This is a genomic window from Colwellia sp. KS18-150 (genome assembly GCF_057551365.1).
In genome coordinates, this window is record NZ_BAAJMC010000004.1 from 117,816 (window position 1) to 132,259 (window position 14,444).

Here is a 14,444-nt window from a genome sequence, read left to right on the forward strand (position 1 = left end):
TAAGCTTAAGACTTCGATGTATTATTGTATTCTTTAGTGTTAATAAAAAGCTGAGGAAGAGAAACATCAACAAAATTATTTAACGAGTTTAATAATTCTTTAAATTCGTTAAGTTCATGAACTGAAGCATCGGTATTGGCGACCTTTGCTGAAAGAAAGTTAAATCTATTAAGTTGCGCTGAGTCCATAAGTATCTTCCTTGATTGTAGTTTTATCTATGGAACGCAAGAACACACGCTAGATAGCAGTTAAAGCCTTTCATTTGGCTTTTTATAGCTACTGCATCAAGCTGAATCTTGCATTTTACACACACGACTACTTTTTATTAAAATAATATGTATTTTTTATAGCCATTAATTTAATGTAACCTTTCTTCAAATGCAAATAAAAATTATTATCGGTAATTGCTCGTGGTTAGTCTTCTCTAAAGTAACTGATTGAATGATTGGTGGGAGAGTCGCTGTAATTGAAAGGGCTGTATAAAAATATAAGCACTGAATAATTTGTATTCAGTGCTTATATATCAACTATTATCGATAAAATAAGCTTGCGGTTATAAGAATTTAAATCTTTGGTTAGTGCCGTTATAACAGCTCCACTGAACTATTTTTGCGCCATTATCAACAGACTTACCCGCAATATCTAAACATTTTCCTGTGACTTTACTTTTAATTTCAAAGTAACCATCACCCGTATCGTTTAATGTCCAGATATGGTTATCATTACTATGATTACATACCCATTGATTTACTAAGGCACCATTAGCATTACTACCGTTTGCTAGCTCTGCGCATAACATACTGCGCTCAGATTGGATTGAATATTCACCATTACCTAAACTATTTAACTTAAAGCGTTGATTTAGATTGGTGTTATCGCAGCCCCACTGGTGGTAGGTACCACCATTTAGCATTGAACCGTTTTTAAGATCAATACATTTGCCACTGTGTTTTGCCTGTATGTTGGTAAAACCTGTTGGCACATCATCTGAACCACCGGTAGAGATTGGTTTATATACTCTAATCCAATCTACATACATTTTATTTTTACTGCCATCGGCTAAATCTGCGTTAGTGGCAATATTACCAGCTTCTGAACGCCATGAATGATCTTCAGTATCTAAGATAATAAAGGCTTCTTCGTCCATGTTGTATTGGCTTTTATTTAAAATCGCACCAGTATAGTCTTTATCTTTCATAACAACTTCAGCCCATGAGCCATTAGGTGTTTCTTGGCCATCAATATAAAAAGTTACTTCTGTTGGACTTTTCCAGTAAGCACCAAAGCGATGAAACCCTTCACGCCAGTATGTGCCCCAAGATGGGGTATTATGGGTCTGGTCATTGAAATCACTGATAATTTCGTTTGTATTATGATCACGGATGAAAACATGGAAGTTAGTTGACATATTTTGTGCAAACCAAGTTTCTCGTGCGCCACCATATACTTCAAGTACATCAATTTCACGTTCATCATTTTCGCTGAGTAACCAAAAATTTGAAGAGAGCTCGAGGTTACTAACTTTTATATTCGCTTCTAAAAAGATTGGATATTTTACTTTAGTTTTTGAAGTAACTACTCCGGCATTTACTTGATTTGTTCCTGCTCTGCGTGAAGCGCCAATAATTAAGTTACCGTCAGAAATCCATGATGAATCTTGTGTCCAATAAGTTAATCCCGGACCTGTCCAGCCATTGAAATAGGTATCATTCCACTTACTGGTAAATTCACTTGGTTTACCTGTGTAATTGAAGTCATCTGAATAGCTCTGTTGTAACTGCCACGTTTTGCCTGAGCCAGCATTAGCTGGTATGGCGATATTATCCCAATCAGCTGCGAATGTTGAACATGTAAGTAAAATGCTACTTGTAAGTACTGCTAATTTTTTCATTAATCACCTTTTTATTATAATTCTGTTTAATTTTTATAGCGTAGAAGCCTAAATAGCTCCGTTTTTGGTTTAACTCACGTTTAAACCAAACCTATTTTCATCGGTCTAAAAATAAGCAAGCTCATAATGCGCTTAATTATGGTTAATTGTCAACAATAAGCAAAAATCATTTTATTGATATTTTCAAACAAATAAACATTATTAAATGTAATGTTTAGGATGCTTTATTTGTAATTTACCATCATTAATATTTCATCATATGGTTTGTCATTAGTTGTATTTTAAGGCTAATTTTGTTTTTTTAGCAGATGAAACGAATAAGGAATTGTTGCTGACACAGTGGAATGATATTAAGCAAGTGGAACAACGTGAAGATAGCTATAGCGTAGGGGATATTACTCACTTACCTCAAGATGGTGATATCGACACTGATGATGACCAAATGCTATCAATAGCGGAATTGTTAATATCTATACCTTAACTTTCTAACTAGCCACTCTTAATGTATACTATGTTTATGTACAGTACTTGTGGTGTTTGTTGTTTGGCCTATGAAAGTTATCCCTATCTATATAGAAGCTGGTGTTAGTGGCTTTGAATCACCAGCTGCAGAGTATAAAGAGCTTGGTTTGTCACTTGATGAGCTGATTGTTGAAAACCCGAATGCGACTTTTATCGGTTTAGCGTCTGGTGACTCTATGCAAGGTATAGGGATTTTTGACGGTGATTTACTTATAGTTGATCGTTCTAAGCAAGTTAAAGATAACGCCGTTATTGTGGCTAACTATAACGGCTGCTTTGTTTGTAAAACATTGAGTAAAAGTAAGGCGCAATTGATATCGGCCTCTAATCATCATCCTCCCGTGACTATAACCTCAAACGATGACTTTCAAATTGAAGGGGTAGTAACACGTGTTATACGAATTTTAGAGCCTATTCGTGAGTTAAGTGCATGTATGCCTTAGTAGATGCTACGTCATTCTATGCCTCAGCAGAAAAGGTGTTTGATCCCAGAATACGCAGAAAACCTGTCGTCGTTTTGACCAATAATGATGGCTGTATTTGCGCTGTGTGTCCTATCGCCAAAAAACTTAATATCCCTAAGTTTGGTGCTTATTTCAAAATTAAAGACTATTTAGCGCAGCACCATGTGGTGATTCGTTCATCAAACTATGAGCTTTATGCCGATTTAAGTGAGCGGATGATGAATGTTATTGCCCGTTTTTGTGACAATCAGCATATTTATTCTATTGATGAATGTTTTCTGCAGTTGGCGGGTTATAAAAGCATGATTCATGATTGGCACCAATATGGCACTAAAATACGTCAAACGGTATGGCGAGAAACTCGCTTACCTGTAGGTGTAGGTATAGCGACAACACCTACACTTGCTAAGGCGGCCAATCATGCTTCTAAAAAGCTCTCGGGCTTTAATGGCGTGGCGGTTATTGATAACGAGAAAATGCGCTGCTCTATATTGGCACGAATGCAAGTGTCTGATGTATGGGGAATTGGATCGCGTTTAAGTAAAAAATTAGCCATGATGAACATCAATACCGCGCTAGACTTAGCTAATCAGTGTCCTAAAGCGATGCGTCAACAATTTAGTGTTGTTGTTGAACGCACTGTTAATGAGCTAAATGGTATAAGTTGTTTGTCATGGGATGAGGTTAAAGAGCCGAAACAAGAAATCTTTTCAACGCGTAGTTTTGGTCAACGAGTAACTGACTTTAATGCATTAAAGTCTGCGATAGTCAGTCATGTGAACATTGTTGCTAGAAAACTTCGTCAACAAAACTCTTTGGTTAAAAAGTTATATGTATTTGCCCACAGCTCTCAATATCAAGCCAATTATTATAAGCAGTCCATTATTGTACAATTTCCACAAGCAACGAATAATAGTTTAGTCATGGCAAATGCTGCAGTTAATGCGTTGCCAAGTATATATCGTTATGGCGTCTTATTTTATAAGTGTGGTGTCGGGGCTATCGAGCTTGAAAGTAATCGTTATAGGCAACCGGATCTTTTTACACCGGATACGAATAACGAAAAACTAATGAACTGTGTTGATCTCATTAACAGTCGCTACGGTCAAGGTGCATTGCAGCTCGCTACAGAAAGTAAGCAAGACGGCTGGCAAATGAAGCGCTATTTTTTATCGCCGAGCTACACTACCAAATGGGCTGATATACCGAAAATACAGTGTTAGTCTATTAACTGTATTAATCTAAGATACTGAGTGATGATAGCTGCGCTTCAAATTGCTCTGTACCCGATTTCACCTGATAAAGCTTCACTAGCAGGTAATCTAATTCAGGCGCAAACCAAGCGTAAGTGATACGCTCTTTCGCTTTAACTTCACGTTTAAAACGGATTGTCTTAATCATGCCGTAGGGCAAAATTAACTCTTCCTTACCATCATATTGATAAATATAATCTTTTACTGAGCCAGAAGTGCTAACAACAGGGTAGATGTAACTTTTTTGTTTGGCATCTTTGATAAGATTGAGGCGGTGTTGTAAGTGGTAACTTAACTTGTCTTGAAGGTTATTAGAAAAATCCAATGGGGAAACATTACGTTTGCGACCCAAGTCTTGTGCAGTATTCTCTTTGGCATTAAAACGCCATTCATAAAACTTATCTTTACCAGTACCTTCACGGCTATATGTATAATGCTGAGGAATTACCTTATCACCATCAACCTCAACAATAGAGGTTTCTGTGCGAGTTTGAGAAAAAATCAACCATTCAACATGGGTTTTATAATGGTAATCAATTCTGCCATCGGCTTGGTAAGTCAGCTCTCTAATTGCGGTGCCAACAGGGTCTGATTTATGTAAAACACTATAATGGGCAGTAAATGCAGGAATGACTTTCTCAAGCGGGTGCTTTGTTATCGATGCTTCCTGTGCTCCTTGTACTAGGAGTGATGGCATTATAGAGAGTAATAAGGTGAGTAAAGGTTTTCTGTAAGAGGTTTTGGTTATCATAAACAGCAATGTAATAATGTAAATTGTATAAAATAAGGTAGGAAAAATAATCTACCTTATCTTAACATAACTTACTAGCCATTTATTCGTCGTTAGCGTAACCAGAAGTCGGTAAAATGTTACCATCTAATATAGCAAACTCTTGTTCAGCTTCATTTTTCATTGCAAGACGATTTTGACACAACCATTTAACCACCAAAGGATAAATTCTATGCTCTTGTTCATGTACTCGCTCGGCTAAATCATCACTGCTATCGCCATCAAATACTGGTACTTTGGCTTGCAGAATAACTGGGCCACCATCAAGCTCTTCGGTAACAAAATGAACACTCACACCATGTTCACTATCGCCAGCATCAATAGCACGTTGATGCGTGTTCAGGCCTTGATATTTAGGTAATAATGAAGGGTGAATATTAAGTAATTTGCCTTGAAAGTGCTGAACAAAAGCAGGTGTTAAAATACGCATGAAACCTGCAAGCACCACAACATCTGGAGTGAATTTGTCTATTTCAGTCATTAACGCTTGATCATAATCTTCACGACAATCAAAGTCTTTATGAGAAAGGGCAATATTTTCGATGTCTGCATTATCAGCGCGAGTTAACCCATAGGCATCGGCTTTGTTAGCAATAACACCAACAACTTCTCCAGGGTAATCACTTGAAGTTGATGCATCAATAATGGCTTGTAAATTACTACCACTACCAGATATTAAAACGACTATTCGACTAGACATTTTAGTTTCCTTTTATAAAAAAAGGGGCAATTATATCCCATTGGATAACAGCCCCTTTATCATATTCTAATTTAGCGCTTACGCAAAAATAACTTGCTCAGCATCATCGGCTTTATCGGCAATCGCACCAATATGCCATGCTTTTTCGCCATGGGCACTTAGGATGTCGATACTTTGTGCAACTTTATCTTCAGGAACAACGATAATCATACCAACACCACAGTTGAATGTGCGATACATTTCATGGGTAGTAATGTTACCTTTTTCTTGTAGCCAGTTGAAAATTTCAGGCCACTGCCAGCTTTCGCCGTTTATAACTGCTTGAGCAGTTTCAGGTAATACACGTGGGATATTCTCCCAAAAGCCACCACCGGTAATATGTGATAATGCGTGTACTTCAACCTCTTTTAATAAGGCTAATACTGATTTAACGTATATTTTAGTTGGCTCAAGTAAATGTTCGCTAATCGCTTTACCGTCAAGTAACTCTTTGGTGTCAGTATTATTTACTTCTAATACTTTACGAATTAAAGAGAAACCATTTGAATGAGGGCCAGATGCACCTAAAGCAATTAACTGGTCGCCGGCGGCTACTTTAGTACCATCTAGTAAGCGTGATTTTTCAGCAACACCAACACAAAAACCAGCAATATCGTAATCACCTTGATGATACATGCCTGGCATTTCAGCCGTTTCACCGCCAACTAAGGCACAGTTAGATTGAATACAACCTTCAGCAATGCCTTCGACAACAGAAGATGCCACATCAACATCTAATTTAGCTGTTGCGTAGTAATCTAAAAAGAATAATGGCTCAGCACCTTGTACGATAAGGTCATTAACACACATAGCAACTAAGTCGATACCAACCGTATCGTGTTTGGCTAAATCAATGGCTAAACGTAATTTTGTACCAACACCGTCAGTACCGGCAACTAATACAGGCTCTTTATAACCCGTTGGCAATTGACATACGCTGCCAAAACCACCTAAACCACCCATGACTTCAGGGCGAGTAGTGCGTTTAACCGCACCTTTAATGTTTTCAACAAGGGCGTTACCAGCATCAATATCGACACCAGCATCTTTATAGCTTAAAGACTGTTTTTGTTCGCTCACGAGAAACCTCAAAAAAATACCAAAGAATTTAAAGGTGCGTATTCTATCAGCGCACGAGCACATACTCAAAATCTTTATCTCAAATAGATAAATATTTTTATTTGACGGTAAAATCTTGCTTTGTTGTGATAATATCTGCATTACAAGATTGCTTATTGTTTTTCATATGCTTAGACGTTTAATTTTACTACTAATTGTTAGTACTCATTTTATATTACTACCTCCTGTCCAGGCGGTAGAAGTTAATGATCTTTATCAAGCCAGTGTTGCCGTTAATTCACAAAATAGTCGCGATAGAGCAGCGGCGATAAAAAAATCGTTAGCAGCCGTAATGCTTAAAGTCGGCGGCGAAAAAAGTGTGTTAGATAATAGCCTGATTAAAAATGCATTAAAAAATCATCAACAATACTTAACTAAGTATCGTTACCAACAAAAAACGGTGCGGGTTGAAAACAACGTAGCAAACGAAAATGGGCGTGTTCAGAAACAGCTTTATCTACTGGCTAGTTTTAATGAAGATAAAATAAATGCCTTGTTTCAACAGGCTAATTTACCTATATGGGGACGTCTACGACCACAGATTCTATTATGGTTAGTTGATGAAAAAGGTTTTTCTCGTACCATAATGTCAAATTCTACAGATTCTGCTTTACCTTATATGGTTAATGAATTCTCAGCCCAACGTGGTCTGCCGATAATGATGCCATTGATGGATTTGACTGACGCTACTCAAATCAATATAAGCGATGTTTGGGGACGGTTTGAGCAACCAGTACGGGAGTTTTCAGCCCGTTACTTTGCTGAAGCCATTGTGGTGATGCGTATCTCAGACTCCAGTTTGAAAAATGTTGAAAGTATAAGTGATGAGCAAAGTGATAACACAGAAAGCTACTTTGGTGATGATGTTTCAAAGAGCTGCGGCTTATTATGTGTAAAACCTCAAGAACAAGAGGCAGGTTATGTGCTTGATTGGAGCTTAATAACCAATCAGCAAACATTCAGTCAGCAATATCAGGGCAGTGAACGTCAGGCTCTATTAAAGGAAGGTTTAGCGGATATCACCGAAATTATTTATCAGCACTATGCTTTATCAACCAGCAGTAATACAGAATTTGTACTTGAAGTAGCTAATGTCGACTCACTGAGCACTTATGTGCAGGTGTTTGATTTTTTAAATGGCCTTTCTTCAGTTAGTAACGTTACATTATTAAATGCGAAAGGGGAGTCTAGGCGATTTAAATTGCAATTACTCGGCTCTACAGAAGCATTATTAGCCTCGTTAAAACTTAATAAACAATTAAAACAACATATTGATCCTTTAGCGGCTATTAATAATGAAGCTGGTGAAATGCTTGCCCCTGTATTTTATTGGGGAGACAAATGACCGATAGTCGTCAATTAGCCTTATCAGTACAACTTCCTGATGATGAAACGTTTGAAAGCTTTAGAAGTAAAGTAAATCAAAGTGTTCTTAGCCAACTGGAGCAGTTTATTGAGCAAAAAGGAGCTACAGAGCAGCGTCAGCCTAATAGTTTTTATTTGTTTGGTATATCAGGTGTTGGCAAGTCTCACTTACTTCATGCAAGTAGTGCTTATGCAGCACAGCTAGGAAAGTCTTCAGTGTGTTTGTCTTGCCATGAATTACAAAATTTACCCGTTGATGTCTTGGATGGTTTAGAGCAAATAGATCTTATTTGTTTGGATGACATTCACTTAATTGCAAACAGTAAGTTATGGCAGCAAGCCATATTTGATTTGTATAACCGAGTTATTGAACAAAATAATTGTTTACTGATCAGTGGTCAAGAAAGTGCCAACCAACTTGGTTTAAGTTTACCTGATCTTGTTTCCCGACTGAGCTGGGGATTAACAGAGCAAGTGAAACCCATTGGTGATGATGAAAAAGTGTTGGTGATCCAATATCGCGCTTCACAAAGAGGGTTAATGGTTAGCGATGAAGCTGCAAAGTTTCTTTTAAATCGCTTATCCCGAGAAATGGCACATTTACTCAATGCGCTAGATACTTTAGATAAAGCATCAATAAGAGAGCAGCGAAAAATAACCATCCCTTTTATCAAAGAAGTACTGAAACTTTCTTAATAGACTTCTAATTCACCTAGTAGCCAATTGGAGCTCTGATGCATTCTATTACCTTTAATAATGAAACTATATTTCCGTCGAAAGTTATTTGTATAGGCCGAAATTATGTTGATCATATTGCTGAGCTTGGCAATGAAGTACCTGATGATATGGTGGTGTTTCTTAAACCTAATTCAGCCATTTCAACACAGCTCAATGCCATTCACCAAGAGCCTTTACATTATGAAGCTGAATTATGCTTTTTATATCAACAAGGCCATTTTAGTGCTGTCGCCATAGGATTAGATTTAACCAAGCGAGAACTACAGGGAAAATTAAAAGCGAAAGGTTTACCTTGGGAGCGTGCGAAGGCTTTTGATGGCTCAGCGGTATTTAGTGATTTTGTTGCAATAGCAAAGATAGATGATTCATTAAATTTACAACTAACTATTGATGAACAGGTTATTCAATCTGGTGGTGTGTCATTGATGATGTATAAGCCAGAGGTGATCTTAGCGCAATTGCAAGAGTTTATGACGCTAGAAGACGGTGATATTGTCATGACAGGTACGCCAAAAGGCGTTGGTAAAATCAATGCTGGCAGCCTATTTAGCGGTAAAGTGCTTTGTGATGAAAGCACTGTAGTCTCTGCTGATTGGCAAGCGAAATAACAGAGACTAAAGGTTAAGTAATAATAAACTACTGCTTAGGCAAGGCTTTTTGATAATAGGAGTTGGAGATAGGGCGTTTATCTGAAACTATTTTATTATCTGATTGCGTTGATTTATTAAGTTTTTTGCTGCGCTCAAGGTTGTCAGCCTCAGGGCTGATCGTTAAATTCTCTAACCAGTTATCGCCAACAGTCATAGCTATTGGCTCAGGAACTTGTGTAATTGCTGTTGTAATATCAAATTCAGTTAATACGCGGCTGGCACTATAAATAACTCTAGGTTTTATTGTATCTTCACCAATACGGCCACGCTGTCCCCATGTCACGATATAATCGGTGGCACTAACATCATCACCTGTCGGCTGATTAGTAACGGCAACGTCACGAAAAACATCAAAGCGTGATTGCATCATTAACTCTTCAAACAACAGAGCAAAGTCTTCTCGCTCGCTGGAATAAGCATAATAACCACTGGCAAGATCAGGGCTAAAAAACGTTTCTATATCATTAGTTGAATATGATTGTTGAGTCTGTGTCGCAGTCTCTCCTGCAAAACTCACTTGCGCTAAGCTGCGCATCTCACTACTTTGTAAAGGGTAGGTAACTGCTAAACCATCAGATTCAAAGTTTGAACTCAAGGCCGCATCCAGAATACGGGTTTCTGCATCGTGGCTAAACCATTCGCTACTTGGAAAAAAATCGTTAGCGTGAGCTAGTTCATGGTAAAGCAAAGAAGCTAAGCGGTAAAAGCCATCAGATGTAGAGCGAGTGACTCTATCTTCGATAGAGAAATAACTGTCGGCGTAATCATTATCTTTGACATAACGCCAAGGCATGATGAACTGCAAATCATTACCAAAGTCGCTTCGATAATCAGGAGCTTCGTTGATTGTGTCTCTTTCATCTGGTGTTAGCCAGAAATTGTCCGCATCTAAATATATCGCACCAGTTGCGGCCCAATAAAATGAAGGTCGGACATCGTATGCAATAACGATGGCAGTAGTTGCGCGTAATAAGTGCTTAAAGTCATCATTAGGATCATTGTTAGTAAGGAATTCTTTAAATCTATCACCCATCCACGGATGTGAGACTACGACTCTGTCCATAATATTGTCGATACTAGGTGTTGTATTTTCAGATGCTAACAAGGGCAGCTCAGCTAAAGTGCATGAGCTAGATAAGGAATTACTATATACGCAGTTCACAATACTTTGAGCATAAGGACTGTTGCTATTATAGGGTGTAACAATAGCCACTCTGTCATCAAAGTAAGCGTTGCTAGCAATATTGTCAGCAGGCTCAACCAATACAACCACTTTATCAGTATAAGTTTGACTACTATCACTGGCGGAGGCTTCAAATGTTAAGATGGTATCTTGTGTGACACTTGGCGCAGTAAAAAATACCACTAATTCACCATCAGCGATTTCTTGATCAAAACTCACTGTCGGACCTGACGTTTGCTGCCATGCGATTGAACTGCTATCGATAGAGGGATCAATAAAAACGCGTAATGAAACACCATTATCACTAAGGGCAGTATGAGCAAGTCGAGAAGCTATCTTATTTGTATCTTCACTAACCGTAATCGTGTGAGCTATTGTTTGCGTTGCTCCGCTATTGACTGAAAAACTAACTGAAAATTCGTAATCACCAGCAACGGTCGGGGTGAAAGCGATCACTTTAGTGCTAGGGGTTAGTAAGGTAACCGATTCCCCAGAAGTTTGCTGCCAACTAATATTCGTTAATTCGTCATCAGGGTAAAAAAGAACTAATTCAGCACTTTGATTAACAAGGGAATTATCATCAACGCTTACTACTTTACCCGTATCAAAGTTTATATCATCATCTGGGATATCCGTTGAATGACCATTGCAACCTACCAATAGCAAGTTAGCAGTGACAATCGTTGTTACTGCTAGCGACTTAGCGACAGGAGAGAATAAAGTTGATGTAAACGTCATGTATTTCCCTAAAGTTTATTTATCTTCTTTTGGCTTTCTTATACTAAGACCTAATTCTTGACCGCGATATTTCGCATAATAACTACAACCGATAAACATAAGGGTTGCAAAGACTAATTCTATAAATGCCAATAACCTTTCCTCAGGTAATACCCAAAGTGTGGTGAGGCTATGTAGGAAATATATCAGTACTATAAAATTCGACCAAGCATATGTGTATGGATTACCTTGTATTAATCCTTTTAAAGGGAATAACAGCGGCAAAACAAATAATACAAAAGTGGTGCTAGCACCTAGCGCACCGTTTGGTGATAATACCAGTAGCCATAAAGGCATATATATAAGTAATGCGAGATAGCCAACTAAGGCCATTTTTCGTAAATTAGCGGTACTAATTCTTTGTGTTTTCATGACGACCTAAATTTAAATCTGGATTAACAAAGTGCAAGCACATTTTCAGGAGGGCGACCAATAATAGCTTTACTACCATTAGTGACGATAGGGCGTTCAATAAGTTTAGGTGTTAACACCATCGCTTGTATTAGCTCTTCATCACTCGATTTTGCAAGGTTTTGCTCTTTAAACTCTGCTTCTTTGGTGCGCATCATTTCAACAGGCTTACAACTGAGTTGTGCTAGTAAATCAGTAATTTCTGCTTGTGATAATGGTGTTTTAAGATACTCAACGATTTTGATTTCTTGAGAGTGATTTTCGTTTAATAACTCAAGTGTTTGACGGCTTTTAGAGCATCTTGGGTTATGGTAAATGGTTAACATAATTAATCTCTGTATTAGTGTAGTTAAGATAAAAGGTAAATTAGCTTTGTATTGAAACTTGAATTATAACCGCTTCAATTTATTTTCTTGTTCTTGGAATTGCAATATACGTGCTTTTACCCTTTTTTGTAATAGGGGTTGCTCGGCAAATAAAGTGTGACTGGTTTGCAATTCATCAACTGCTTTTTGGTACGCTCCTAGTAAAGCCAGAACTTCCGCTTTGTTAACGTGCATTAAGCCTGTTTTTCCTTGTGCGCGATACACTGACGTTAAAATATCATAAGCGATAAAGTTTCCTGGGCTAACGAGTAAAAAGTCCTGTAGCACACGTGCAGCTTGGTCATACTTTTTGGCTGTTAATAACGCGTTACCATAATTTAAGGTGACAACCTGATTGTTAGGCATCAACAAACTTAACGGCTCTAACATAGCAAAGGCATTATCATATTGATGCAAAGCTAGGTAAACATCAGTAAGGGCATCAATATAAAATAAGTTGTTTTTGTCGGCGGCTTTTAAGAATTCAAGAATATATTGTGCATCTTCATATTGCTTGTTCTCAAAGTATGAAAGCGCCAAACCGTATTGAGCTGCAGGTTTTAAAGCATACCTTTTTTTCTCTAATTGCAATTCGTAATAAGCAATATTGTCTTTTGGGTTACTTTGATAGCGAGCTTTAATACGTGATTTTGCTAATTCAAACTCTAAACTCGGTGGTAAATGCCTTACCGGGTATTTATGAGCACGTTGTCTGGCATCAGAAATTCGAGATTCAGGTAATGGATGCGTTAAAAGCATTGCTGGCGGTTTACTCGCATAGCGGTATTTTGCCGACATTTTACTAAAAAAACTTGGCGCACCTTGCGGATCAAAATTGCTATTGGCCAATAATGCGATACCCACTCGATCTGCCTCTTTCTCATTACTACGAGTATAATTGATGCTTGCTTGTTGTGTTGCCGCCATTGAGGCACTTAATGCAGCCATACCAACGGTAGGGTTAACTAAGGCTAATAATATACCTGAAACCATTCCTGCCATTGATAAGGTTTGAGTTTGGCTTTGTGATTCTAGACGACGAGCTAAATGACGTTGTGTGACGTGAGATATCTCATGAGCAATGACTGAAGCTAATTCACTTTCGTTATCTGCTGTGGTTAACAGTCCACTATGAATACCAACATGGCCACCAAAAAATGCAAAGGCATTTAATTCGTTATTATTAATGAGGAAAAACTCAAAGGCATAATTTACATCTTGAGCATTTTTAACTAATAAATTCCCTAAATGATTAATATACTCAATTAAAACAGGATCTTGAATAATAGGCTGACTAGCACGTATTTGTCGCATCATTGCTTTACCAATTTGACGCTCTTTATCTAGTGATAAAACACTAAAGCCGGAGATACCAATTTCAGGTAATTTGTTTTTATTGTTTTGTGCACTAGCAGCAACATCAAATGTTGATAAGGTTGCGACTAATAAGGTGAGGGCACAAGCCAATAATAATGGTTTCAATGTAAACAATAGCTTTTCCTATTTTGGATAATTCAGCATAAAACTGCGTTTAATTATGTGTTAGCTCGGTGAGGAGTTTTGGATATGATCACTCGAGAGTATATTGCCATTTCTGCGGTCTATTTCTTGGTAAAAATCGGCAATGCTATAGCCTTCGACCTCTAAAATATCAAAAGATTCGGATAAAATATCAATTAATTTTCTGACACGTAAATAAGCGTACTTAACGATAGCTAAATCTGCTTCATCCCCACTTTGGTAGGTATAAATTGAAAAAGCAACTAAGCTATTTATTCTAAACAACATACGCATACTTTCTGGTAACCAGTTTTGAAATGGACATCGATGATCGCGCACCAAAGGTCTTAACACTCTTTCACCATCTATGATTGGAAAACAATGTAGCTCATAGCCCATATCGTTATAGTTATGTTGTAATACAATCTGCGGCTTTATTTTAACATGGATTTTGCCATCATTATCTTTATGACCACCTAATGGGGCTAAGTTCCAGGTATTACGATCTAATATTTGCTTGTATGCACTATCAAAGCCATGAGATAAAATACCGTCTAATTCCCCTAAAGATGAAGAAACCAAATGATAAATAGCAGGAACATCACCCCAAGTGAGTTTCTTTTTGTGGGCATTAATTTCTTTTAAGTTAGGTTTTTTAGCTAAACTGCTCATTTAAT

At 37.7% G+C, this 14,444-nt stretch carries 16 protein-coding genes; 6 read left to right on the forward strand and 10 right to left on the reverse strand.

The genetic code is table 11. The features are described 5' to 3' along the window. Positions 1 to 5: 5 nt before the first annotated feature. Together AC27IF_RS07965 and AC27IF_RS07970 are read right to left on the reverse strand one after the other, a co-directional pair. A complete protein-coding gene (locus AC27IF_RS07965) occupies positions 6 to 188 on the reverse strand; it encodes a hypothetical protein (protein WP_487053483.1) in 183 nt (60 codons plus the stop codon). A gap of 365 nt (positions 189 to 553) precedes the next feature. After that, positions 554 to 1,891, reverse strand: a complete 1,338-nt coding sequence (locus AC27IF_RS07970) for an RICIN domain-containing protein (protein WP_487053485.1) — start codon at positions 1,889 to 1,891, stop codon at positions 554 to 556. Between the two features lie 328 nt (positions 1,892 to 2,219). Between AC27IF_RS07970 and AC27IF_RS07975 the strand changes: the two genes are divergently transcribed. The 3 genes from AC27IF_RS07975 to AC27IF_RS07985 all read left to right on the forward strand — a co-directional run bounded on the left by AC27IF_RS07975 (position 2,220) and on the right by AC27IF_RS07985 (position 4,100). Further along, positions 2,220 to 2,372: a hypothetical protein gene (locus AC27IF_RS07975; RefSeq protein ID WP_487053487.1), complete on the forward strand. Its 153-nt coding sequence runs from the start codon at positions 2,220 to 2,222 to the stop codon at positions 2,370 to 2,372. A gap of 70 nt (positions 2,373 to 2,442) precedes the next feature. Then, a complete protein-coding gene (locus tag AC27IF_RS07980; RefSeq protein WP_487053488.1) occupies positions 2,443 to 2,856 on the forward strand; it encodes a LexA family protein in 414 nt (137 codons plus the stop codon). Beyond that, entirely contained in the window at positions 2,844 to 4,100 is a 1,257-nt protein-coding gene (locus tag AC27IF_RS07985) for a Y-family DNA polymerase (RefSeq protein ID WP_487053490.1), read from the forward strand. Before AC27IF_RS07980 ends, AC27IF_RS07985 begins: the two co-directional genes overlap by 13 nt. A 13-nt stretch (positions 4,101 to 4,113) precedes the next feature. Here AC27IF_RS07985 and AC27IF_RS07990 read toward each other — a convergent pair whose 3' ends face one another. From AC27IF_RS07990 to purM, 3 genes are all read right to left on the reverse strand, one after another. Further along, positions 4,114 to 4,881 carry a DUF3108 domain-containing protein gene (locus tag AC27IF_RS07990; RefSeq protein WP_487053492.1) on the reverse strand — a complete coding sequence of 256 codons (768 nt, stop codon included), beginning with the start codon at positions 4,879 to 4,881 and terminating at the stop codon, positions 4,114 to 4,116. Between the two features lie 82 nt (positions 4,882 to 4,963). Further along, the gene (gene purN / locus AC27IF_RS07995; RefSeq protein WP_487053494.1) at positions 4,964 to 5,620 is read right to left on the reverse strand and encodes a phosphoribosylglycinamide formyltransferase; all 657 of its coding nucleotides are present in this window, start codon (positions 5,618 to 5,620) and stop codon (positions 4,964 to 4,966) included. A gap of 78 nt (positions 5,621 to 5,698) precedes the next feature. Then, positions 5,699 to 6,739 carry a phosphoribosylformylglycinamidine cyclo-ligase gene (purM, locus tag AC27IF_RS08000; protein ID WP_487053496.1) on the reverse strand — a complete coding sequence of 347 codons (1,041 nt, stop codon included), beginning with the start codon at positions 6,737 to 6,739 and terminating at the stop codon, positions 5,699 to 5,701. Between the two features lie 166 nt (positions 6,740 to 6,905). Between purM and AC27IF_RS08005 the strand changes: the two genes are divergently transcribed. The 3 genes from AC27IF_RS08005 to AC27IF_RS08015 are packed head-to-tail and all read left to right on the forward strand — an operon-like array spanning position 6,906 to position 9,489. Beyond that, complete coding sequence (locus AC27IF_RS08005) at positions 6,906 to 8,123, forward strand: DUF2066 domain-containing protein (RefSeq protein WP_487053497.1); 1,218 nt, start codon at positions 6,906 to 6,908, stop codon at positions 8,121 to 8,123. Next, positions 8,120 to 8,839, forward strand: a complete 720-nt coding sequence (gene hda, locus AC27IF_RS08010) for a DnaA regulatory inactivator Hda (RefSeq protein WP_487053498.1) — start codon at positions 8,120 to 8,122, stop codon at positions 8,837 to 8,839. The genes AC27IF_RS08005 and hda overlap by 4 nt, the downstream gene beginning before the upstream one ends. A 38-nt stretch (positions 8,840 to 8,877) precedes the next feature. After that, positions 8,878 to 9,489, forward strand: coding sequence for a fumarylacetoacetate hydrolase family protein (locus AC27IF_RS08015; protein ID WP_487053499.1), 612 nt, complete (start codon positions 8,878 to 8,880; stop codon positions 9,487 to 9,489). A gap of 28 nt (positions 9,490 to 9,517) precedes the next feature. Here AC27IF_RS08015 and AC27IF_RS08020 read toward each other — a convergent pair whose 3' ends face one another. The 5 genes from AC27IF_RS08020 to AC27IF_RS08040 form a co-directional block, all read right to left on the reverse strand. Continuing rightward, positions 9,518 to 11,452: a hypothetical protein gene (locus tag AC27IF_RS08020; protein ID WP_487053501.1), complete on the reverse strand. Its 1,935-nt coding sequence runs from the start codon at positions 11,450 to 11,452 to the stop codon at positions 9,518 to 9,520. A gap of 15 nt (positions 11,453 to 11,467) precedes the next feature. Next, positions 11,468 to 11,863 carry a DUF2069 domain-containing protein gene (locus tag AC27IF_RS08025; RefSeq protein WP_487053502.1) on the reverse strand — a complete coding sequence of 132 codons (396 nt, stop codon included), beginning with the start codon at positions 11,861 to 11,863 and terminating at the stop codon, positions 11,468 to 11,470. A 23-nt stretch (positions 11,864 to 11,886) separates the two neighbouring features. Next, positions 11,887 to 12,228, reverse strand: coding sequence for an arsenate reductase (glutaredoxin) (arsC, locus tag AC27IF_RS08030; protein ID WP_487053504.1), 342 nt, complete (start codon positions 12,226 to 12,228; stop codon positions 11,887 to 11,889). A 63-nt stretch (positions 12,229 to 12,291) separates the two neighbouring features. Further along, entirely contained in the window at positions 12,292 to 13,758 is a 1,467-nt protein-coding gene (bepA, locus tag AC27IF_RS08035) for a beta-barrel assembly-enhancing protease (RefSeq protein ID WP_487053506.1), read from the reverse strand. Between the two features lie 51 nt (positions 13,759 to 13,809). Next, positions 13,810 to 14,439 (reverse strand): hypothetical protein, encoded by a 630-nt coding sequence (locus AC27IF_RS08040; protein ID WP_487053507.1) that lies wholly within the window; start codon positions 14,437 to 14,439, stop codon positions 13,810 to 13,812. Between the last annotated feature and the right edge of the window lie 5 nt (positions 14,440 to 14,444).